General features: G+C 47.0%; 19 protein-coding genes. 5 read left to right on the top strand and 14 right to left on the bottom strand.

The features are described from left to right. Window positions 1-57 precede the first annotated feature (57 nt). Together bsh and ABCW45_RS06425 are read left to right on the top strand one after the other, a co-directional pair. On the top strand, window positions 58-1,032 hold the full coding sequence (gene bsh, locus ABCW45_RS06430; RefSeq protein WP_343220502.1) for a choloylglycine hydrolase: 975 nt from the start codon (window positions 58-60) through the stop codon (window positions 1,030-1,032). Window positions 1,033-1,094: 62 nt separating this feature from the next. Beyond that, on the top strand, window positions 1,095-2,039 hold the full coding sequence (locus ABCW45_RS06425; RefSeq protein WP_343220501.1) for a dipeptidase: 945 nt from the start codon (window positions 1,095-1,097) through the stop codon (window positions 2,037-2,039). 300 nt (window positions 2,040-2,339) lie between these two features. Here the strand turns inward: ABCW45_RS06425 and ABCW45_RS06420 are convergent, their stop codons facing one another. From ABCW45_RS06420 to ABCW45_RS06410, 3 genes are all read right to left on the bottom strand, one after another. After that, the gene (locus tag ABCW45_RS06420; protein ID WP_215704114.1) at window positions 2,340-3,428 is read right to left on the bottom strand and encodes a mandelate racemase/muconate lactonizing enzyme family protein; all 1,089 of its coding nucleotides are present in this window, start codon (window positions 3,426-3,428) and stop codon (window positions 2,340-2,342) included. 101 nt (window positions 3,429-3,529) lie between these two features. Next, on the bottom strand, window positions 3,530-5,212 hold the full coding sequence (locus ABCW45_RS06415) for a M28 family peptidase (RefSeq protein ID WP_117551886.1): 1,683 nt from the start codon (window positions 5,210-5,212) through the stop codon (window positions 3,530-3,532). Between the two features lie 18 nt (window positions 5,213-5,230). Next, window positions 5,231-6,631, bottom strand: coding sequence for a YfcC family protein (locus ABCW45_RS06410; protein ID WP_343220500.1), 1,401 nt, complete (start codon window positions 6,629-6,631; stop codon window positions 5,231-5,233). Window positions 6,632-6,903: 272 nt separating this feature from the next. On the opposite strand from ABCW45_RS06410, the gene ABCW45_RS06405 reads away from it, so the two are divergent. Beyond that, window positions 6,904-7,569: a Crp/Fnr family transcriptional regulator gene (locus ABCW45_RS06405; protein WP_181967959.1), complete on the top strand. Its 666-nt coding sequence runs from the start codon at window positions 6,904-6,906 to the stop codon at window positions 7,567-7,569. Window positions 7,570-7,646: 77 nt separating this feature from the next. Here ABCW45_RS06405 and ABCW45_RS06400 read toward each other — a convergent pair whose 3' ends face one another. The 3 genes from ABCW45_RS06400 to ABCW45_RS06390 all read right to left on the bottom strand — a co-directional run bounded on the left by ABCW45_RS06400 (window position 7,647) and on the right by ABCW45_RS06390 (window position 10,479). Continuing rightward, window positions 7,647-9,029: a M20/M25/M40 family metallo-hydrolase gene (locus tag ABCW45_RS06400; RefSeq protein WP_343220499.1), complete on the bottom strand. Its 1,383-nt coding sequence runs from the start codon at window positions 9,027-9,029 to the stop codon at window positions 7,647-7,649. A gap of 192 nt (window positions 9,030-9,221) precedes the next feature. Further along, window positions 9,222-9,716, bottom strand: coding sequence for a nitroreductase family protein (locus ABCW45_RS06395; protein WP_343220498.1), 495 nt, complete (start codon window positions 9,714-9,716; stop codon window positions 9,222-9,224). 124 nt (window positions 9,717-9,840) lie between these two features. Further along, window positions 9,841-10,479 carry a hypothetical protein gene (locus ABCW45_RS06390; RefSeq protein ID WP_343220497.1) on the bottom strand — a complete coding sequence of 213 codons (639 nt, stop codon included), beginning with the start codon at window positions 10,477-10,479 and terminating at the stop codon, window positions 9,841-9,843. A gap of 416 nt (window positions 10,480-10,895) precedes the next feature. On the opposite strand from ABCW45_RS06390, the gene ABCW45_RS06385 reads away from it, so the two are divergent. Both ABCW45_RS06385 and ABCW45_RS06380 read left to right on the top strand, forming a co-directional pair. After that, window positions 10,896-11,108, top strand: a complete 213-nt coding sequence (locus ABCW45_RS06385; RefSeq protein ID WP_343220535.1) for a helix-turn-helix domain-containing protein — start codon at window positions 10,896-10,898, stop codon at window positions 11,106-11,108. A gap of 136 nt (window positions 11,109-11,244) precedes the next feature. Continuing rightward, on the top strand, window positions 11,245-11,907 hold the full coding sequence (locus tag ABCW45_RS06380; RefSeq protein ID WP_117468963.1) for an AroM family protein: 663 nt from the start codon (window positions 11,245-11,247) through the stop codon (window positions 11,905-11,907). Window positions 11,908-12,219: 312 nt separating this feature from the next. Here ABCW45_RS06380 and ABCW45_RS06375 read toward each other — a convergent pair whose 3' ends face one another. The 8 genes from ABCW45_RS06375 to ABCW45_RS06340 all read right to left on the bottom strand — a co-directional run bounded on the left by ABCW45_RS06375 (window position 12,220) and on the right by ABCW45_RS06340 (window position 21,513). Then, window positions 12,220-13,398 carry a ribose-phosphate pyrophosphokinase gene (locus tag ABCW45_RS06375; protein ID WP_015552943.1) on the bottom strand — a complete coding sequence of 393 codons (1,179 nt, stop codon included), beginning with the start codon at window positions 13,396-13,398 and terminating at the stop codon, window positions 12,220-12,222. A gap of 211 nt (window positions 13,399-13,609) precedes the next feature. Further along, window positions 13,610-14,608: an ATP-binding protein gene (locus ABCW45_RS06370; RefSeq protein ID WP_117515022.1), complete on the bottom strand. Its 999-nt coding sequence runs from the start codon at window positions 14,606-14,608 to the stop codon at window positions 13,610-13,612. A gap of 113 nt (window positions 14,609-14,721) precedes the next feature. Next, window positions 14,722-15,849, bottom strand: a complete 1,128-nt coding sequence (locus tag ABCW45_RS06365) for a DnaD domain protein (RefSeq protein ID WP_117515034.1) — start codon at window positions 15,847-15,849, stop codon at window positions 14,722-14,724. A gap of 405 nt (window positions 15,850-16,254) precedes the next feature. Then, on the bottom strand, window positions 16,255-17,637 hold the full coding sequence (gene murC / locus ABCW45_RS06360; protein ID WP_117515024.1) for a UDP-N-acetylmuramate--L-alanine ligase: 1,383 nt from the start codon (window positions 17,635-17,637) through the stop codon (window positions 16,255-16,257). Between the two features lie 323 nt (window positions 17,638-17,960). Then, on the bottom strand, window positions 17,961-18,464 hold the full coding sequence (locus tag ABCW45_RS06355; protein ID WP_015552939.1) for a QueT transporter family protein: 504 nt from the start codon (window positions 18,462-18,464) through the stop codon (window positions 17,961-17,963). A 237-nt stretch (window positions 18,465-18,701) separates the two neighbouring features. After that, complete coding sequence (locus ABCW45_RS06350; RefSeq protein ID WP_343220496.1) at window positions 18,702-20,141, bottom strand: ATP-binding protein; 1,440 nt, start codon at window positions 20,139-20,141, stop codon at window positions 18,702-18,704. Continuing rightward, the gene (locus tag ABCW45_RS06345; protein WP_117503558.1) at window positions 20,122-20,493 is read right to left on the bottom strand and encodes a hypothetical protein; all 372 of its coding nucleotides are present in this window, start codon (window positions 20,491-20,493) and stop codon (window positions 20,122-20,124) included. Before ABCW45_RS06345 ends, ABCW45_RS06350 begins: the two co-directional genes overlap by 20 nt. Window positions 20,494-20,730: 237 nt before the next feature. Continuing rightward, the gene (locus ABCW45_RS06340; protein WP_117503560.1) at window positions 20,731-21,513 is read right to left on the bottom strand and encodes a helix-turn-helix domain-containing protein; all 783 of its coding nucleotides are present in this window, start codon (window positions 21,511-21,513) and stop codon (window positions 20,731-20,733) included. Window positions 21,514-21,565 lie beyond the last annotated feature (52 nt).

Genomic DNA, 21,565 nt, shown 5'->3' with positions numbered 1-21,565 from the left:
TCTCCGAATGAGATAAACGCGCTGCGAATTTACTATTTTTAAGGAGGTTCCTGTCTTATGTGTACAGCAGCAACTTACAAGACAAAGGGCTTTTATTTTGGAAGAACCCTGGATTACGAATTTTCCTACGGAGAGGAGATCACGATCACTCCCCGCAATTACCCGATCCCGTTCCGCCATATGGATACGCTTGCATCCCACTATGCCATCATCGGCATGGCGCACGTTGCAGACAATTATCCTCTGTATTATGATGCCATGAACGAAAAGGGACTCGGCATGGCAGGACTCAACTTTGTCGGAAACGCCGCCTATGCAGAGCCGACGGATGGAATGCAGAATGTTGCCCAGTTTGAATTTATCCCCTGGATCTTAAGCCGGTGCGCAACTATTCCGGAGGTCCGCGAAGCGCTTGCCCGCATGAATCTTGTCGGAACACCTTTTAGTCCGCAGATGCCTGCCGCAAGCCTCCACTGGATCATTGCGGATAAAAACGAGGCGATCGTCGTGGAATCCATGACCGATGGACTCCATGTCCATGATGATCCTGCCGGTGTTCTCACAAACAATCCGCCCTTCGATCTGCAGATGTTCCATTTAAATAACTATCTCGGGCTTTCCCCGCGCCAGCCGGAAAATCATTTTTCTCCGGAGCTTCCGCTTGCCACCTACAGCCGCGGCATGGGCGCTCTCGGTCTTCCGGGGGATCTCTCTTCCCAGTCCCGCTTTGCCCGCGTGGCATTCACCCGCGCAAACTCGATCTCCGGTGACAGCGAAGAAGAAAGCGTCAGCCAATTCTTCCATATCTTAGGCTCTGTGGACCAGCAGCGCGGCTGCTGTGAGGTTGCAGAAGGAAAATATGAGATCACGATCTACACCTCCTGCTGCAGTGCCGAGACTGGAACCTACTACTATACGACCTACGAAAACCACCAGATCACCGCGGTGGATATGAAAAAAGAAGCGCTTGATTCCGATGCCCTGATCCGCTACCCGATGATCTTAAAAGGCAAGATCCGGAGACAGAATTGACGGAAACGTCTGAACGGTTCCGTTACAATAAATTCAAAATATATTTTCAGGAGGAATTTCCCATGAATCCCTATGCTTTGATCGACCTGCACTGTGACACACTCACAGACTGTATCCATAAGGGGCTGACCCCGGACACGCTTGATGATCCGGACCGTGTGCTCTCCCTGAACGCGATCCCGTCTGACGTTCACTGGGCACAGTTTTATGCCATCTTCATCCCGGATCAGCACCGCGGACAGGCCGCCATCGATTACTACGAAACAAACCGTGACAATTTTAACCGCCAGATGGAAAAATTCCATGACCGCATCTCCCCCTGCCGTTCCGCTTCCGATATGCAGGCTGCATGGGAGGCAGGAAAGACGGCCGCTTTTCTGACCATCGAGGGCGGCGCCGCTCTCGCCGGTGATATCACCCGCGTAAAAAAACTGGCAGATGACGGAGTCCGCTGCATGACACTTACCTGGAACGGCGAAAATGAGCTCGGTTCCGGACACGCCACCACTCACGGAATGACAGATTTCGGACGGCAGGCAGTCCATGAAATGGAAGACCGCGGGATCCTCGTTGATGTCTCCCATTTAAACGACACCGGCTACGCCGACCTCTTTGAGACCGCCCGTCGCCCGTTCGTAGCGACCCACTCCAACGCGCGCGCCATCTGTTCCCACAAGCGGAACCTGACGGATGATATGATCCGCGAGATGGTCCGCCGGAACTGCCTCATCGGCCTCAACTACTGCAAGAGTTTCATTACCGACGGAGGCATCGGCGATTCTCCCGACGACCTCTACCGCCACATCGAGCACTTTTTCAGCCTCGGTGCCTATGAAAACATCGCCCTCGGCTCCGACTTCGACGGTGCGACACTTCCTACATACCTGAACACTCCGGCAAAAGCTGCTGATCTCTACGAATATTTCCTGGAAAAGGGAATGTCAAAGGAGCTGGCGGAGGGCATTATGTTCCGGAACGCAGAAGAATTTTTTAGGAAAAATCTGTAATTTGCATCCGTCTGCCCGCAAATGCGCATCATCGGCACGTTAATGCCTTTTGTGTAGCAGGGAATTCCTCGAAACTTTCTGTTACACAAAAAGGGCGTGTGAAAAATGAAGCTTTATTCTTCACACGCCCTTCGCGTCCGATCCTGTTTTGTTTCAGGATCATTTTTTTAATTTTTTCAAGGCTCCCTCAATTCCGCCTTCTACCAGAATGCAGGCATCCGAAAATATCTGCGACGACCGGACAGGACTGTCTTTCTGGCACTCAATTGACAACTTGGGGGATTTGTCAAAAAATCAACCTCAGACGATCTTCATCTCTTTCAGGCTTCGCACCCCGATTCCGGCTTCATCTCCAACCGTCAAATAGCCATCCTTCAACACATGACATGTATCTGCCATATCCGGCTGGGTCGCATAGCAGGTGATATCATTGGACATCGTAGATGCCGGAAGGGACGATGCAAGATGAAGGCAGACAGCTCCATTGATCTGTGTATCGTATGTACTGGTCACTACACAGCGGATTCCTGCGGATGCCGCAATTTCTGAAATCGTAACAGCATTCTGGATCCCGCCGGTTTTGACAAGCTTCAGAACAAACACATCAGCCGCCCGCTCATATGCATACCGGACTGCCTCCTGGACCGTATTGATCGCTTCGTCGACTCCGATCACAACACCGGTATCCCGTTTCAGCTGCTTTGTCCCATTAAAATCATGTTTATCAAGCAACTGTTCATACATTTCCAAATCCAGATCACTGGTCTTTCGAATAAACTTATATGCATCCGAATAGCTGTATCCCGCATTGGCATCCACGCGAAGTTTCATTTCATATCCAACAGCATCCCTGACTGCGCAGACCCGGCGGATATCTTCTTCAACATCCGTACCGATCTTCATTTTTATGCTGTGATACCCTTGTTCCCGATACTGGACCGCCTTTTCCACCGCCTCGTCAATTCCCATGATTCCAAGATGACGATTGATCATAACCTTCTCCCGCAGCTTTCCACCGAACATCTGGTAAAGAGGAAGCTTCCGCTCTTTCGCTGCAAGATCATAAAAAGCAGCCTCCAACGCCATCTTGGCCGCTGCATGCTCCGGGAGCTTATGATTCCATCGATTTCTGGCTTCCCACAGATCTGCCGCATCTACTCCTATGATTTCCGATATAAGTTCCTTCTCAAGTACATACTGTACAAATTCCGGCGTTTCGCCGGTAAATTTCGGGAGTGGAGTCGCCTCGCCCCAGCCACAGAGCCCATTCTCGTCTGTAAGCTTTACGATCACGTGACCTCTTACCTGTGCCGGACGTCCATAAGCCGTTGCCAATACGATTGTTTTTCTGTGCAGCAAAAACACCTCTGCTGATACAACTTTTCCCATAGGTCAAATCTCCTTCCTCTAATTCTGTCTCCTTATACGGGAAAAAGCAGGTTTCCCTGCTATTTCCGTTGTTATTCAGTGTCTTTTTATCATACCTGCTGTCAGATCCGCTCTGCCTGTTCCTGAATCTCCCTAAGTCCCATGCAAAGCCGGTTCTTCATTCGCAGATACTCGCTTCCCGCCATTACATAAACATCTAACGGCGTATTATCCTTTGTGATTCCCTTGCAGCGTCCAATCGCTCCAAAGATCCCAAATCCATCACCATAATCATGCAGATACGGTGCTTTTCTGCAGTAAACGATATGGAGCAGCTTTCCCACTGTCTCCTTCAGAAAGAGATCACTGTCCTCCATACTTTCCGCGCGCTCGGCCGCCTTTTCCAACGCCTCTTTCGTTCTGTTCCATTCAGCGCAGATCTCCGTCGTGTCAAACTCCGGTGCCAATCCGGACAATGTCTTCTTTAATCTGCCATCCAAATCTTCTAAAAAGACTGGAATATTTACAGGAATCATCTTTGCGCTCTGAATATCATCCAGCATTTCCATGTTGATCTTCGCATCACGCATCATGATCTTCTCGTCGAGTTTATCGATCGTATCTTTCGGGGTATGCCACCATGGTCCGCCGCTTGGGCAGTCTGACAGGCGTTTTTCCGGAAGCGGTTCATATTTTAACATGATCGTGATCGGCACATAGGCCCCCCAGAAAGACTGATCTGCTCCACGGATCATCGGAATATACACATCGGGTCTCTTTCCCGTGTACTTTTCGATTAGGTCTGCTGTATAGGAAATGCCCTCAGAACCTGCTGTCCGTGCTACGATCTGCTCTGAGTTTTTGCACCCGGTCAGATCCAGATTCACATGCGCCACACAGTTCTTTCTGAGATCTGCGTAATGGCTGTCACAATACCATGTGGATCCGGAGAATCTTCCATCTGAATGACCGGACCACCATGCGATCCGTACTCCACGCTTTAATTCCGACCGATGTGCATAAAGCACTCTCGCATACTCTAAAAGGATCGCATCGCTGACCGCGTTATCTGTAATTCCCTCGTACCAGGAGTCGTAGTGACCGGAAACAAGCACAAAACTGTCACTCTTTCCCTTGATATCAACAGCCACCATGGAACTTCTGCGGATCTTTGTCTCCATTTCAATCGTGACTTCAGCATCCATTTCTCCTGCTGCCATCTTTTCGATCAGCGCTTCTCCGTCCGCACGTCTGATTCCCGCTGACGGAAGGAATTTCATATACGCAGCCTCATCAAAATCCGGTGTTCCCCATATCATCCCAATATTGCTGTGATGAATATAGTCACCTTTTGTTGCACAGATATGCAGTACTGCTTTGGCTCCTGCCTCCATTGCCCTTCTCACAAAAACGCCCTTGGATTCCCACGTCAGAACGATTTTGTCGCGAAATGACTCAAAACGATCTTTTTCCTGATTCTTTGTGAGTCCTTTTTCCTCGCTGAGAGAGTCATAATACAACGTTCCCTGAAGGCTGTCTGCTTCTGCACTGTAAACATCTCCGACTAACGGATATTCCACTCCGTCAACTTTCGCGAATGCCCGCACCGGGAGGCTGAAAAAGCCATCATACTCACAATGCTCAAACGGAATTCCATACTCCGAAAGCTTTTCTTCCAGATAAGAAACCGCTGCCTCTCCCTCTGCTGTTCCGCTATAACGGAATAGATGATTGAATGTTCCAATCGTCTCCAGCATATTTTTACTGTTTAATTCTTCAAGAAGACTTTCCCTTAATTGTCTCATCTTAACCTCCGATGCCTATTAGAACGGTCCATAATGGATCATCTGTGCTACGATCATTGCAATGCATGCAAGAACGACCCAGCTTGCAAATACTTTCTTCATGAATTTCATCCATGTGCCATAGGATACACCTGCTGCCATAAGGTTTGCCATCAGCGCTGAGGACATTGGAATGATATAGTTTCCAAGTCCGTCACCAAAGTTGAACGCAAGAACAACGGTCTGTCTTGTCATTCCGATCAGGTCTGCAACCGGAACCATAAGCGGCATAACGGCAGCAGCCTGTCCGGAACCGGACGGAATAAATACGTTGATCAGAACATTCGCGATAAACATCATCGGTCCCTGGATAAATGCCGGGCATGCCATCAGAACATTCGCGATCGCGCGTACAATTGTATCGATGATCTTTCCATCAGAAAGTACACTGGAAATTGCTGTCGCAATACCAATCATGATAGCTGCTGTCATCATCTTTGCTGCGCCTTTGCTAAAGTGTCTTGCAATCTCACTTGGCATCATACCGCCGACAATTCCACCGGCAACTGCAAGCCATACAAACGCAACTCCTGTCTCCGTATTGCCCCAGCCAAGTTTGATGCCGCCGTAGACCTGAACAAGGACACTTGCAAAAAATACGATCAGTACAAGGATCTGACGTACTGTGATCGTTGCTTTTTTATCTACGCTTGTATCCAGTCCTTGTTTTCTTGCATTTTCTTCTAAGTCATATACAAGACTGTTTTTCGGATCTTTCTTTACCTTCATCGCATACGTAACGATAAAGTATGCATTCAGCGCAAGGAACACTGCGCAGAGCACTAAACGATAGCCGATTCCGGAGAAAATCGGGAGATCTGCGAATCCCTGCGCGATCGCTGTTGTTGCCGGAGCTACCGGTCCAATACTCTGGCTGCCACCTGCCGCAAGAACAACAATAGCCACCGCAACCAGCGCATCATATCCACACATACGACAGAACAGGACAAGTACCGGAATAAATCCAATCATACTGACCGGGTTTTGGCGCATACCGTAAATACCAAATACGATGATTGTTCCAATCAGCAGCAGCTTCTCACTGCTTTTATACTTGTGGATCATAATATTGATTGCTGCGTCGAACGCGCCTGTCGCAAGAATTACTTCGATGGAAGCCGCGCTGAAGATCGTCATCCAGATCAGACTTGAGCCCGCCAATGCTTTCACTATGTAGTTCGGAATTTTAAAGAAACTTACCGGACATTGTTCAACCCATGTGAAAGAGGTCGCGTCAACGATCATTTTTCCTGTTGCCTCATTCTTCACTCTGGCAAATTCTCCTGCCGGGATGATATATGTCATAGCTGTTGCAAAAATGACAATCATTACCAGAATAACAAATACGTGAGGAATTTGAAATTTTTTCTTCTGACTCATACATACAACTCCTTTTCTTCTTGACTTCTCGAGGGGCCTGATCAGGTTTTCTTTTGTGGCTTAACTATAGCAAAATTTCTTACTATTTCGCTATAAACAATGTCACATTGTAATAAATGTTACATTTTTTCTTGTTTTACTCTATAAAGCTATACTTCTTGACAATTTTTAGGCATAATGATAAACTTTTTCATAACTGTATGATGTATTTCACTTTCATATTTTTAAGCTGGAGTCCCGGCATTCCCCGCATTTTAAGGAGGTGTTTGGCTTTGGAACGAGAATACTGTGTAAATTTCGAACCATATATCAACGACGAGCTTTCCGAGCTCGTAAAAACATATGGGTACCGCATTGAGGTGCCTGCTAATACCTACTATATTAAACCCGGTCAAAAGCTTACAGAAATCACTTATATTGCAAGTGGCTCGACCTCCCACTCCATGTTTGGGCTGACCGGGCAGGAAAAGATTTCCTACATTCTCAGTGCCGGATGGTTTCTTACGGAAAGTCTGTTTGCAAATAAAAAAATGTTTTCGATCGCAGAGCGTTATACCTCTGCGCTGACTGATCTTGTTTTATATAAAATTGATGCCAATGCATATGATATTCTGATTGAAAAAAAGGTGTTTCGCGATGCCATCATCCGCAGTCTGAGCAATAAGCGGGCATTCTTACAGCGGGAACTTGAAAGTGTAACTCTCGAATGCGTGAAAGAACGTTTGAAAAATTTCTTTGTTCTCCTGTCCGATCCGGCATCCAGCAAAGACCGCACCTGGTATCCGTTGAGCCATTATTACACACATCAGGAGATTGCCTCTATTATAGGAACAAACCGTGTGACGGTGAGCCGCCTGATCAGTGAACTGGCCCGCGAAGACTTTCTCCGTGTCATTAATAAACGGGTGGAACTCAACAGCATCCATATTACGGATTGATCGTGATCCCACCTTTGATATCTAAAGTAAAACAGATCTGGTATTATGTGTAAATACCAGATCTGTTCTTTTATTTCTTATTCTCTATCTTGTTTCTCCATCTCATACATCAGCGCGATCATATGTTTTATGGATGCCTTGTAGTCATCCAGCTTCATATTTTCATTCGGTGCATGATGGTTTGCATTTGTATTTCCTGGTCCTACGCCAACGATCGGCATATCCGGCCATGCACGGTGGAAATAGATTGCCGGGCCACCGCCAAGCGCTGTCGGCTCGATCACCATCGGTTTGTCATAAACTTCCGCCGCGGAATGTTCCAGCCATTCCTTTAACGGAATATCCACGCTGGTACGGACCGGAGTATTTCCGCCTCTGCGTACGACTTTTACATCTCCAAAACCATGCTTTTTCAGATGTTCCCGCAGCTGTTCTTCCACCTTATCCGGAGACTGGTTCGCAACCAGATAAAATCCGATCCGCGCGTATGCTTTGTGCGGCACGATTCCTCTGGCTCCATTGTAAAGCTCACCGGCTTCCAGACCGCAGACTGACATGGATGGCTCCATATAGATCTGCTTTTTCAGTTCCAGCCCACTGCTTCCCCGCAGGAATGAGGTCAGTCCCAGTTTTTCCAACTGGCTCTTTTCATTATATGGGAATGCATTTAATATCTCTTCATCCTTTTTCGTCACCGGAAGGACATCATCATAGAATCCTTCAATCGTGATCCTCTCATCCGCACTTTTCAGACTTGCAAGCGCCCATACAAGCCGCCAGGATGCACTTGGAACATATGTCCCCATTCTGGCATGAACATCTTTTTTCGCAGTTTCTACCGACAGTTCAAAGCTCACACTTCCCCTGACGCCGAATCTCGCCCATGGTCTTCCTTCTTCATCGCGGCGCCCATTTTCCCACAGGCAGACGTCTGCTTTCGATAATTCTTTAAACTTTTCTGATTGTTCTCTGGAAAACTTTGATAAAGACGGGCTGCTCGTCTCCTCATCGCCCTCAAACAGGAATTTTACATTGATCGGCAGCTTCCCCTCCACTGCAAGAATCGCTTCCACCGCCTGAATTCTTGAGAGAAGAGGACCTTTATTATCCGACACACCTCTCCCATAGAGGACACCGTCACGGATCACCGGTCCAAACGGCTCGTTGGACCACAACTCATGTTTTCCCTCTTCCACGACATCGTAGTGATTATAGAATAACAGAGACGGATGTTTATCTCCATCTTCTCCGGAAACAGAAGCTGAGATCAGATCATTTCCATTCTCCACTTTCTGAAATTCGTGCGGAATTCCCACTGCACTTAGCTTCTTGTCAATCCAGTTTCTTGTCTCTTCCAATCCGGTCTTATCCCCTGCTACGCTGCGGTGGGAACAAAATTCCTTCATTTCCTCCATCATGCGATCAAAATTCTGATCGACATAATCAAAAATTTTCTTCATGATCATTCCTCCCGGTCTCTTTCTTTTCCTTCATGATATCGGAATCCGGTTTTATTTTCTATATGAATTGCTACAGTGTAGCATGGGTTACATTTCCACTTATCATCTGAGCATCTCGCCGGCATTTTCTTTCTGACATGAGCAAAAGAGACAGTACGGATCTCTCCACACTGTCTCTTTCCTTCTTCTATCCTATTTCACATAATGGATCCTGCTCTGATCGAACCGATCCTGCTGGGTCCGCTCCTCATCCGGGTAACCGAGAGCAAAGATGCCGAAGGCCCGCTGTCCCGCCGGGATTCCGACGATCTTCTCTACATCCTTCATCCGGTCCTCTCTCGGAGCTACGCCGAGCCATACGCCGCCAAGTCCGATCTCATCCGCTGCAAGCCACAGGTTTTCCATCATGATGCTCATATCGATCTGTGCAAATTCCGGCAGATCGCACTCCTCACGGTATGCGGTCACGATCGCCACCGGTGCTTTTCCTGCCGGGGCGGAAAACGGGCTGGACTCTCCGAGCTGTTTTAAGACTTCATGGTTTTCTACTACATAAAACTCCCACGGCTGCTGATTCTTCGCGGACGGTGCTGCCATCGCTGCCTCCAGAATATAGCCGATATCTTCATTTGATACAGCCTCAGCTTTAAATTTACGAATACTTACACGGTGAAATAAATCTGCCATTTTTAAACCCCATTTTCTTTCTTGATATATTATAATTCTCAAAAACTTTGCTATTCCCGGACAGCTAAACTGAAGACCGTTATAGCCAGCTATTTTCCGGGAAAAATTCCCATATTTATATTTTTTACTGCAATTTCTTGATCTCCAGCGGGAAACTTACATCCTCGGAATCCATATATACAACGCCAATCTTCGCTCCGCTGTCTCCGCCCAGAGCATCCTCATCCATCGGACAGCCATCCTTCATGAAGCCCATCTCAGTTCCATCTGCTGTCACCATCATAAACGTGCTCATCGCATTGGCCGTCGTCGTTCCCTCTGCGTATGCGATCGTCCAGTCATCATCTCCCGGTGCCGCGATCACCATATTGACTTTCTCCAGATCCATATTGTCATGGATCTCGACACCGATATATCCAATCACAACAAGACTGTCATCCGCGATCTCGGTCTCCACGTCACCGATATTCCCGGTCGTGATCACATATTCCCCACCGTCATCTGCTTTGAGCGTAAACGTTCCTTTTTCGTCATTCGTCCCCGTCACGATTCCCTGAAGCAGGTGATAATCCGCAAGCCTCTCATCGTCCTGCGCCGCTGTTCCACCGGTTTCAGAAGACTCACTCTCTGCCGTCCCTGTCCCAGTTGACTCAGCCACTGTCTCTGCTGCCGCAGTTGTCTCCACCGGTTCTGCCTTCTGGCATCCGGCCGCCAAAGCTGCGCTCATTGCTACTGCTGTCATGTACAAATACGTCTTTTTCATAGCTGTCTCCTCTCTGCAAGCCGCATTTCATTATAGCATATTTCTTATATCTTATCAATCAGACTGCTGACGCACACATTGGTCACGCACATCAGCCTTTCTGTGCCAATATCATACCACATCCTGACAGAGGAAAATCCTAAATTTCTTTTAAATTTGTTTTACCTCCTGACATACACCACCGAATAAGCGGCAAGTCAGTTACTGTACACGGGTAGGAATTTTCTGAACTGAAAATTCCGTACAGTACAGTGGTGGTAGTGGATTTTGCCGATTTGGAATGCGAAGCATCGGCAAAATCAGTTACTGTTTGCGCAAGGCGTAAACAGTAACGCAAGTCATAAGAAACCCTCCGGTCACCGCATTTTTGCTATTCCCGGAGGTTTCTTCATTTTCAATTCGGTAGGGTTTTCTCTATTTTCTCACAAACTCCCCATGCGCCCTCTTCTCGAGGAACGTCGTCGTCGCCTCCAGCTGAGAACGACTCTGCCCCCCTCACAGGATGCCGGGTTCATTCCTTCCATGCCTACGAAAAGTACGGAAACGTCCGTGAGGCCGCAGAGAGCCTCGGAATGACACCTTCAACGTTCGTTCGGAAGAGACAGAAATATACGAAAAATGTGGATTGATCGGTGGGAAGCACAATGTTTATCTGGCTTTGAGGCTGCAGATGTGATATATTGATGATATCTGAACAAAGGTAGCATGTACATGTGGACTGTCACTGACAGCCCTCAAACCAATGATTCTGAAAGGGGTATCACTATGAAAAAAATCGGCGCGATTACTGTCGGCCAGTCTCCCAGAGTTGACCTGATTCCTGAGATCCAGCCCATCCTCGGAGACTCGGTTGAGATCATTCAGGCAGGAGCTCTGGACGGACTTTCAAAGGAAGAGATCGCAAAGTTTGTTCCGCGTCCCGGTGAAAATGTCCTTGTGTCGAGACTTACAGACGGAACCTCAGCGACATTCGGAGAATCCTACATTCTTCCCCGCCTGCAGCTTTGCATTGACGATCTCGAACAGCAGGGTGTTTCCCTGATTCTTTTCCTCTGCACCGGAGAATTTCCGGCTGAATTTCGCTCCAATGTCCCCCTGATCTTCCCTGACCATATCTTAAAGGGACTGATCCCGGCCATCGGCGTGAAAAATCTGTCTGTCATCATTCCTACAAAGGAACAGGAGGCACAGATGCCCGGAAAATGGAAAGACTGCTGTGACTCTCTCCACGTGACCTCTGTATCCCCATACGGTGATCCTCTCGCTGTTTTTGCAGCCGCAAAGGAGATCCCCGCCGATACAGATCTGATCCTTTTAGACTGCATCGGATACACCATCGAAATGAAGGAGCGCATCCAGGCTCTGACCCAAAAACCAGTCCTTCTTTCCCGTACACTCGTAGCACGGGTGATTCGTGAATTAGTCTAATGTTTTTTCCCCTGGCAGTTTTTCCCACTTCATTTTCCAGGGGATTTTCAGCATCTCCTGTTTCCAATACTGTTCCGGTTATCGGGCCAAAACAGCCGAATATCCTGGCATCTCAAGGCGCTGCCTGCAATATAGGATCAAAGAGTACCATATCTCATCGCAATGTCACTATGATGAAAGCTGAATCTTTCACAAGAGTCCCAGAAATAAAGAAGTGCCTGTCCTTCTCCGGAAAATTTCCGGTAAAGGACAGGCATTCTTATATGGTCACATAATTTCTAATTCACTGCGGTTCGTTCACTGCCAATATTCTTATCTCTCCCCGGCGCGGTACTTCGCCAACAGGCGGTTGATCCTTCCTGTCGGGTTTAAGAGATCGCTCAAGGATGCGTCGTGGTTCAAGTTGTCGATGATAAGAGCAATGTACTTACTCATGTCAACATTGATATAGTACGGTTTTGAGAGCAGCTCCGGTGTCTGGTAAACAAGGTTCGTCGTCAGGACGCGGTCGATGATGCCATTCTCGTAGTACTCATCAAATTTCTTTAATCCGCCTGTAAAGAGACCGAATGTCGTGCAGATGAAGACCTTTCTTGCCTTCATTCTCTTTAACTCTTTTGCGGTGTCGAGCATGCTCTCGCCGGAGGAGATCATATCATCAACGATGATCACATCCTTGCCCTCCACGCTTGCGCCGAGGAACTCATGGGCAACGATCGGGTTGCGGCCGTTGATGATCTTTGTGTAATCACGTCTCTTGTAGAACATACCGAGATCCAGTCCGAGAACATTTGCGAAGAAGACTGCGCGTCCCATACCGCCTTCATCCGGGCTGATGACCATCATGTGGTCACTGTCGATCTCAAGCTCCTTCTCGTTCTTTAACAGGTATTTGATAAACTGGTAGATCGGCTGTACCGTCTCAAAGCCCTTTAACGGGATCGCATTCTGGACGCGCGGATCATGCGCATCGAACGTAATGATGTTCTCAACGCCCATGTCGACGAGCTCGCGGAGCGCCATCGCGCAGTCTAAGGACTCACGACCCGTTCTCTTGTGCTGGCGGCTCTCATAGAGGAACGGCATGATCACATTGATCCTTCTGCCCTTTCCGCCTACGGCTGCGATCACGCGCTTTAAGTCCTGATAGTGGTCATCCGGAGACATGTGGTTCTTTAAGCCGTTCATCGTGTATGTCATATTATAATTGCAGACATCTACCATAATATAGAGGTCATCACCGCGGACAGACTCTGTCAGCTCTCCCTTTGCCTCACCAGAGCCGAAACGCGGAGTCTTTGCGCCGATAATATAGGAATCTCTCTGGTATCCAGCAAAAGCGATCGTGGTCTTGTGCTCACTCTCTCTTTCTTTTCTCCACTCGACCAGCCAGGCATCTACCTTCTTACCCAGATCCTCACAGCTTTTCAGCGGAATCAGACCTAATGGTCCAACCGGTATTGTCTCAATCTGCTTTTCTTCGTACAGCATTCCTGTTCCTCCCTGTTTTTTCTACTCATTATTTGATATTTTTATCCGCTGCTCTCCGGTCAGCCTGTTCTTCACGGCATTTACCCGGTTCCCCATTTTTGCAGCGTACATACATTTCATTTATAACACCATCCACCCGCCCCGTCAACCGGATTTCCGGCCGTCTCCGACAGGATTTTCCTTTTTTCTCCGGCCATCCCGGCACGTTTTATTATCCTCTGCGCATAAATCCTCTGCGCACGAGACGGATGTCATCCCCGATCAGTGGTATGATCTTATACCGGCTCATGATCCTTGAGGTCACGCGCTCCGTGAACGCGTCCTGAAGCTCGCCAAGTGTCAGGTTTGTGGAGATGATCGTTCCCTTATTTCGATTTAGCCGCTCATTGACGCAGTAAAACATCTGGGATGCCGTGAATGTATTGATCAATTCTGTTCCGAGATCGTCGATGATCAGGAGGTCACAATCCAGAATATAGGATGCCCGGTCCTTCGCCTCATCGTCATCGCCTCCATTGAAACGGCTTCCTGCCAGAATGTCGAACATATCCGTTGCCGTGAGATAGACCACAGAAAAATATCTTCGGATCAGCTCCCGCGCGATGCAGTTGCTCAGAAATGTCTTTCCGCAGCCAGTATTTCCGGTAAACAGGATGCTTCCTTTCTCATTTTTGAATTTTTCCACATATTCCCTACATTCCCTGATCACCTTGGACATATAGTCGTAGACAGTCATCCCTGTCTTTTCGTCCACATGATCTCTGTCATAGTATGCCATGGAAAGTGTGTCGAAATTCTCCCGTTCCAGAACTTCGCGGATATTCGACTGGTCATACAGGATCTCAATCTCCATGTGCTTGAAGCAGTGGCATTTTTTTCCGTCCGCGTATCCCGTATCCTTACAGTCCGGGCAGACATACTGGAGTTCCAGGTAGTTTGCTGGGTATCCGTTCTGTTTTAAGTAGACCGCTTTCTGCTCTTTTAAAAATTCCGCGTCTTTTTTCAACTGATCCGCCGCCGCGCGATCACCGGCGAGGATCTTTCTCGCCGCCTGAGCCATAGTCGCCGCGATCTCATCGGACAGTGCCTCTACCTGTGGGACTTTCTCGTACACTTCCGCGATCCGCTTATCCTGCTCGCGCTTGTCCTGAAACTGTCTCTGATTGTAGACACGCATGATCGCGTCGTACTGGGAATTACTGAGTGCCATCCGCACTGCCTCCTTTTATCCTGCATTTTTTACGAGGTTCCATTCAGAGAACTTATTCCCCCGTACACAATAACTCTTACGGTCCATGCATCAATGTGCGGACCGGCTGGCCGTTATTTTCTGTTCTTTATGTCTTCCCAGACATAATCATCGTAATTGTAGGACCGCTGTTCAAAGTTGTTGAACCGGTTTGTCGATGTGTTCCGGGTCTGTCTCGATGCCGTGCCGGATTTCTTCGCCTGTTTCTCCTGACGGCGTTTATCTAAGGTCTCAACGTCCTGTAAGGTCCGCACGCCGTTTTCCTTCCAGCCTGTGAGGATCTTGTCGGCATATGGGAAGCTCGCCGCTCCCGTGGCTGTGAGCGTCCTGTTGCATGCCTCCGTGACGATCGCAGCGTCGAAGCCGAACTCCTTGAACCAGCGGCGCATAAACTCCTGCTCCGCGGTTCCGGCGTTCCGGCCCATGATGCCGAAGGCTTTCATGACAGCGGAGGTGTCTTTTGAGTATCTCGTGGAGTGCTCTCTCGCCTCGTCGCGGGTATGGATCCCGGCCTGATACCAGTTCAGCGCCACTTTTTCTATGTAACGGATGCTGGTGTGGCCGCCCTCAGCGCAGTATTCCGCCAGGTATTCCAGAAGCTCGCAGGACATGTGGAGAACGTCATAGAAATAGGCGAATTTCTCGCACTCGATGGCGCTGAACGTCTTTCCGAGGTACTGTTGGACCGCGTAGAGGAGAGCAGAGAATTCTTCATCTGCCGACAGACGCTTCATGCGGTCGTAGCTGTTGCCGGCGTCCGGGATATCCGGGGTTCCGGATTGCTGCTTCGCCATGCCGCGGTCGCTGCTCTGCGGCTGTTTTCCGTTGTCCGCCATAGTCTCTTCCGGCATTCTTCCCTCCACATCAGTATCCCCGTAATTTCTCCGTGATTCCGGTGCCATGTATCCGGTGTCTGTCATGTTTTCTCTCGTAACCGCAGATTCACTCACCACCGTTTCCTCTTTCTCCGGTGCAAGCACACCGGCGCGCTCCCAGTATGCCAGGGCACGGCGGACATCTGCCTCTGTGTGGTTCAAAGCGTCCGCGATATCCGGGATCTCCACGCTTTCCCCGGCGTGGCGCAGAAGATATAAGTACACCTTTACATATTCTCCGCTGGCTGTCCCCATGTATTCGTCAATAAATGTATTGGAAACGGCGGTCACTGCCGCATTTATGTTGTTTTTGTAGCCTAAACCCATTCTTTTTTCACCCTTTATGTTCACGTTCCATTTCAAATCTGCCTGATATATCCGCCTTCTGCCCTATCGGTCGTTCTCTCCATCGGCCACTTACGTCTCACATTTTCAGTTTTCCGGGCAGCACCGCACTTTCCGGCACACTCGTTATCTCTTCTCATCTTGAAATATCATAACATACCCCCACAAAAAATGAAATAGCCGGAATTATCCACTGTGCTGATTGTGGATAATGTGGATAACGTGGATAAATGCGTTACATAATTATCAATAAAACTCGAAAAATTCCCGATTTTCCTTATTTTTCCCTACTTTCCGGCATTTTCAAATTTACAGTTATGTAAATCAAAAAATCCACAGGGTATTCAACAGGATTCTGTTGAAAACTCTGTGGATAATGTGGATAACTTACTGTCCAAGGAGCTTTTCGCCCACTTTTACAATATCTCCGGCCCCCATAGTTATCAACAGGTCGCCGTTGACACAATTTTCAAGAAGGAATGTCTCGATCGCGTCGAAACTCGGGAAATAGTGGGTATCCGTCCCCAGCGCGGCAATCTTTTCCGCCAATGTCCCAGAGCTGATTCCCAGATTGTCCGTCTCTCGGGCTGCATAGATGTCCGCGAGAACCACATGGTCTGCTGCGGATAACGCCTTCGCGAAGTCCTCCATCAGTGCCTTGGTTCTCGTGTATGTATGCGGCTGGAAGACGCACCAGATCTCACGGTGCGGGTAATTTTTCGCCGCTGCCAGAGTCGCCGCAATCTCCTGCGGATGATGCGCGTAGTCATCAATGACGGTCACGCCGCCGATCATGCCTTTTTTCTCGAATCTGCGGTGTGTGCCCGTAAATCTTAAGAGTCCGTTCCTGATCCCCTCACCGCGGATTCCCAGCTCATGAGCCGCCGCGATGGACGCCAGGGAATTGTATACATTGTGAATTCCCGGAACGCCCAGAGTAATTGTATCAATTGCTTTCCCGTCTTCTAAGAGAGTGTACGTCGCGCAGGCATTCTCGTTGAAGGTCACATCCGCGGCGCTGTAGTGGCTCTTTGCCGGATCACTTCCGACGGTGATCACCTTGATCGGAAGTCCGTCACAGATCTCCTTATAGTCACGGATGTCACTGTTGATGATCAGGACGCCGTTTGCCGGTAGAAGCTCCGCAAATTTCCGGAAGGAATGGCGGATATCTTCAATATCCTTGAAGAAATCGAGATGGTCTGCTTCTATATTTAATATGATCTCCATGTTCGGGAAGAAGGAGAGGAAGCTGTTTGTATATTCACAGGCCTCTGTCACGAAGAGCTCCGGACCGCCGACACGGATGTTGCCGCCGATAGAGTCCAGCATTCCGCCGACAGAGATCGTCGGGTTCTTCTTCTCGTCCATAAGGATCTCCGTCAGCATGGAGGTCGTTGTTGTCTTTCCGTGGGTACCGGATACGGCGATGGATTTCTCATAGTTTTTCATGAGCTGTCCGAGAAGCTCTGCTCTGGAAAGGATCGGCAGATTCTTCGCCGCTGCCGCCGCGTACTCCGGGTTATCCGGGTGAACAGCTGCTGTGTATACAACAGCGTCGATATCGTCGGTAATGTTCTCCGCCCGCTGCCCGTAGACGACCTTTGCGCCGTGGGCGGTGAGCTTGTCGGTGAGCTCGGACTCATGGGCATCGGAGCCGCTTACTGTGAATCCTCTCTCCAGCAGGATCTCAGCCAGTCCGCTCATGCTGATTCCGCCGATTCCGATAAAGTGAATGTGTTCTGGTTTATTAAAATCGATATGATACATCGTTGTCTCCTTTCGGATGTTTGATCTCTATTTTAAATGTTTTACACTGTATACATTTAAGCACGTATAAAATATGTGTTTAAATATACACAGTCTTTTACACATGATATCACAAAAATTAAAGAAAATCTATCCTCGAGGAAAAATTAACATGAGGCGAAATTCACGCAGATCTTTTCTTTTCTGTGCAGCACTTTCTATATAAAGCATCTTTGGCACGTTAGTGCCTTTTTATGGAACAGGGAATTTCTCGAAATTTCCTGTTCCATAAAAAATCCCGCATCTACTGGATTTTTCATCCAACAGATACGGGATCACTAATTTTACGCTGCAGCTTTTCCAAAAATCACATGCTGATACCGGATCAGAACGGATAACAGGATCTGTCCGAGAATACCGATAGCCAGGATCTCTCCGATTCCGACTGTGATCGTGGAAAACCAGATCATGTCCTCAGAACCGTATGCGAAGCGGAGCACCCACGGAACAATGATCATGTTCGCGAGGATCGGCGGAACAGATACCAGGTAACGGTTTTTCCGGAGTAGGTAAGAACCTACCGCACCGATCAGGGTCGCAATACTTCCAAAGATCACATCGAGAGCCGCCGCGCCGCCAAGAAAGTTGGCAAGCAGGCATCCGATAAAGAGTCCCGGAATTGCCGCCGGGGTAAAGTACGGAAGTACGCAGAGAAGCTCAGAGATCCGAAACTGGATCGGTCCAAAGCTGATCGGCAGGAACACCATCGTCAGCACCACATAGATCGCCGCGATAGCCGCCCCGTATACAAGTGTCAGTACCGGGCTGTTTGTTGCGTTGTTTTTCATATTCAGTTTCTCCTTTAGTTTTGTTTTACGAGTGGAAGGTCACGAACACTCGATTCATTTTCGCGCAGCAATGAGTCAGGCGGACATGCTCGTATGTACATCTGACGAATGCCGCGGAAGGCATATACTGCAAGTATATGACCTTACGCCGGGAATCGGCGAAAGCCCTTTAAGACCTTGGTTTTTGCGGGCTTAGCAACGTTTGAAAGTATATCACTGCCTTTCTAAGATTTCAAGTTAAAAATTCAATTTTTCCAGAAGATAAATGGGTACGGTCTCTATTTTTCCTTCCTGCCCCCCTAACGTATCACCTTTCAAATACAATAAACAATCAGCTTTTCCCGATTCCAATACTTTTTTTGCCGTATTTCCAATGTGTTTTCCAGTTTTCACTTCTATTGCATATCTCCGGGAGGACTTCAGACCTTGTACCACAAAATCTACTTCTCCACCCTTAAAAGTCGCAAATGCTGGCATTTCAAAGGCAATTTCTTCTGGAAAATCCTGCCGCTTCTTCAAATTAATATATACAAAGTTTTCACTCAGCATGCCTGCAATTTCTGTTTGTGCAGCCCCAACTCGCGCCATATAATAACTTGCTAATCCCAGATCCATAAAATAACATCTGCATCCTGGTTTAAAATTTAGAATGTCCATTTCTATAATTTTCCCACAAAATCCAATTACGCCGCAAAAACGTAACCAACTAATTGCCCGGTTGCAGACTGCCTTGCTAATATTGCTGGAATAGTCTCTTGTTACCAATTTTTGAAGTTCTTCACTGATACTATCTTCTTCAAGTCCCTTTTTTTCTCTGCCAAGTATCCTGCAAATTGAAAGAAAAATATCCGTAAATACCTGAGTGTCAAGAACATCTGTAAAATAACGAATTGATTCATTCATAAAGGTATCAATGATTCTAATCAATTCACTCCGTGCTCGCTCTATACTTTTTGAATTTAAGTATTCACGAACAACAGATGGATAACCACCAATTTGACAATATATATCATACCATGATTTTAATTCTGCCCCTGTCACTGAATCCAGTTTTTTTCCAAGCAGCTTATATTTTTCAAATAGATCCGTATCTGCTGCTTCCAGAAATTCTTCATATGATAAGGTATAGATTTGAATACTTGTAACATCCCCACTTGAATACCGAAATTCCGGTTCATAGATTCTTCCAAGATAGCTGCCTGTAACAATAAAGCGACACCGAAACTGTCGTGTGAATTCACGAATTCGGTTATAAATTTCTGCTGACTCTTGAATTTCATCTATGATAATAACGGTGTCCTCTGTGTCTGAAAAATTTTCATCAAACAGACGAAATGCATCATGTAGCGGAGCTTGAGGGCGCGGTCCTTCTCCCGGCCGCCAATTGCATGCTTTTTGGTAGCAGGAAATGAACTGTTCTCCGCTCAGTTCAAATAAGTTTATATACACTTTATGACTAAAATTTTCATCTGCAAATTTGTTAATGATATACGTCTTTCCTACCTGCCTCGCACCATTAACCTCTAGTGTCGTATGACAATTGTCATTTTTCCATTTGAGTAATGTCTGGTAAACATGCCTTTTAATATCCATACATTCACTTCCTATTTTAATTTTATTGGCTTTCCCTTCTTCAGCTGCTTTCATATTTAACAGGTTATATTCTTTTGTACTCAACAGGAGTATAATTTCCTATTACCACTGCTGCATTGAGTGCTGCCAATTTTACAAGAGCGGATACTGACAATTTTTTATCTTCCCAAAACAATTCCATAGGAATATAAAATTCCGGGAAAAATTCTCTTGAATTTGAATGCCAATAGCCATATTTTCTCGCAAACACAGGAGCTGCCTCATATTCCAAGTTAAATGCATTTCTATGAGTCCCATCTCCGCCTGATCTTCCCCGCGTCAAAGAAAGCACAAATGCACAAATCCAAACAGCAGCAAACTCTTCTTCCTTTTCACAAGAACATAACAAGGCAGCCGTTCTAATTGTTCCTTTGCTCCACCCTGCTTCAATTTCCATTCGTCCTGAAGTTAGGGCCGCTACATCAGATTCAATAGATTCCTTCTTTCTTTTTCAATCCAGTTGAAGCTGTAACACGGTCCAAATCGCGGTTTAGAAATTTCTGTTTTTAAACAGTACTTTTGAGCTGATAAAACAGGAAATTTACACATTTCCCATTTCCAGACTTTATAAATGTCTTCCCATTTCATTGTATCATTTTTATTCATACTATCTCCCTAAATCTTACACTATCTCTTATTCATTATCCATATAAAATTGCTGTTCATTCCAATGCGTGAAAAAATACGGATGATCTTCCTCTAAATTACTATTGGAATATAAAAAAGTAATAATATCTTCATCATCAAACATGTCAAAAACCCAGTCCTCTGAATAGCCCAAATTTTTACTATCTGTTGCTACCCGTTCATCGCTGACTTCCATAAACGCCATTGCTTCCTCATTACATAAATAAATAATGAGTTCTTCCATAACTGTATGTGCTTTAACCATTCTCCCAGTACTTAAACTTCTGCGCAAATGAACAAGTGTACATTTCATTTGATAAAGAAAATCATACGTATATCTCATCAGAAACTGTGCAGGAAGATCCATCTTAATAAACGATGTGTTTAATTGACCAATATGAGAACCCACAGGCATAGATGCAAGATCTGATAGATCCTGTTCAATATAATCAAGCAGGACATCACTGCCTACGGCAAAAGACACAGCTGCTTTAACTCCATAGTTATCTGCTAAAAACTGTGACCATGCTTTATGTCCCTTGTATTCTTCAATCAAATTTTTCCCCGGCTCACTGCCTGCATTGTCAGGAAAACTGCGCCAGTTTAGAGCCTTACAAATTCCTTTACATTTATCTTTTCGAATAGAGCCTCCTGATTCATAGCGGCACCAGGTTTTTACACCTACGCCCGCTCGCGAAGCCGCTTCTTCAATTGTGAGTCTAAGTTCATTGCGCCTGACTTTTATTTTTTTTCCAAGATCCTCATTGCTTAATATTGTTTTAGGAGCCATATTCACTTTCCTCCTTGGCATTTATTGACATGTTATTATATAGTCATTATGT

The sequence above is a fragment of the Pilosibacter fragilis genome (genome assembly GCF_032490495.1).
GTDB lineage: Bacteria > Bacillota > Clostridia > Lachnospirales > Lachnospiraceae > Pilosibacter > Pilosibacter fragilis.
Note: the sequence above shows the minus strand (reverse complement) of the source record. Positions and strands in the feature narration are given on the sequence as shown.

Excerpts from the sequence above, each read along its gene's own strand:
- bsh (WP_343220502.1), top strand. The coding sequence starts at position 58 with ATGTGTACAGCAGCAACTTACAAGACAAAGGGCTTTTATTTTGGAAGA.
- ABCW45_RS06425 (WP_343220501.1), top strand. The coding sequence starts at position 1,095 with ATGAATCCCTATGCTTTGATCGACCTGCACTGTGACACACTCACAGAC.
- ABCW45_RS06420 (WP_215704114.1), bottom strand. The coding sequence starts at position 3,428 with ATGGGAAAAGTTGTATCAGCAGAGGTGTTTTTGCTGCACAGAAAAACA.
- ABCW45_RS06415 (WP_117551886.1), bottom strand. The coding sequence starts at position 5,212 with ATGAGACAATTAAGGGAAAGTCTTCTTGAAGAATTAAACAGTAAAAAT.
- ABCW45_RS06410 (WP_343220500.1), bottom strand. The coding sequence starts at position 6,631 with ATGAGTCAGAAGAAAAAATTTCAAATTCCTCACGTATTTGTTATTCTG.
- ABCW45_RS06400 (WP_343220499.1), bottom strand. The coding sequence starts at position 9,029 with ATGAAGAAAATTTTTGATTATGTCGATCAGAATTTTGATCGCATGATG.
- ABCW45_RS06395 (WP_343220498.1), bottom strand. The coding sequence starts at position 9,716 with ATGGCAGATTTATTTCACCGTGTAAGTATTCGTAAATTTAAAGCTGAG.
- ABCW45_RS06390 (WP_343220497.1), bottom strand. The coding sequence starts at position 10,479 with ATGAAAAAGACGTATTTGTACATGACAGCAGTAGCAATGAGCGCAGCT.
- ABCW45_RS06380 (WP_117468963.1), top strand. The coding sequence starts at position 11,245 with ATGAAAAAAATCGGCGCGATTACTGTCGGCCAGTCTCCCAGAGTTGAC.
- ABCW45_RS06375 (WP_015552943.1), bottom strand. The coding sequence starts at position 13,398 with ATGCTGTACGAAGAAAAGCAGATTGAGACAATACCGGTTGGACCATTA.
- ABCW45_RS06370 (WP_117515022.1), bottom strand. The coding sequence starts at position 14,608 with ATGGCACTCAGTAATTCCCAGTACGACGCGATCATGCGTGTCTACAAT.
- ABCW45_RS06365 (WP_117515034.1), bottom strand. The coding sequence starts at position 15,849 with ATGGGTTTAGGCTACAAAAACAACATAAATGCGGCAGTGACCGCCGTT.
- murC (WP_117515024.1), bottom strand. The coding sequence starts at position 17,637 with ATGTATCATATCGATTTTAATAAACCAGAACACATTCACTTTATCGGA.
- ABCW45_RS06355 (WP_015552939.1), bottom strand. The coding sequence starts at position 18,464 with ATGAAAAACAACGCAACAAACAGCCCGGTACTGACACTTGTATACGGG.
- ABCW45_RS06345 (WP_117503558.1), bottom strand. The coding sequence starts at position 20,493 with ATGGAAATTGAAGCAGGGTGGAGCAAAGGAACAATTAGAACGGCTGCC.
- ABCW45_RS06340 (WP_117503560.1), bottom strand. The coding sequence starts at position 21,513 with ATGGCTCCTAAAACAATATTAAGCAATGAGGATCTTGGAAAAAAAATA.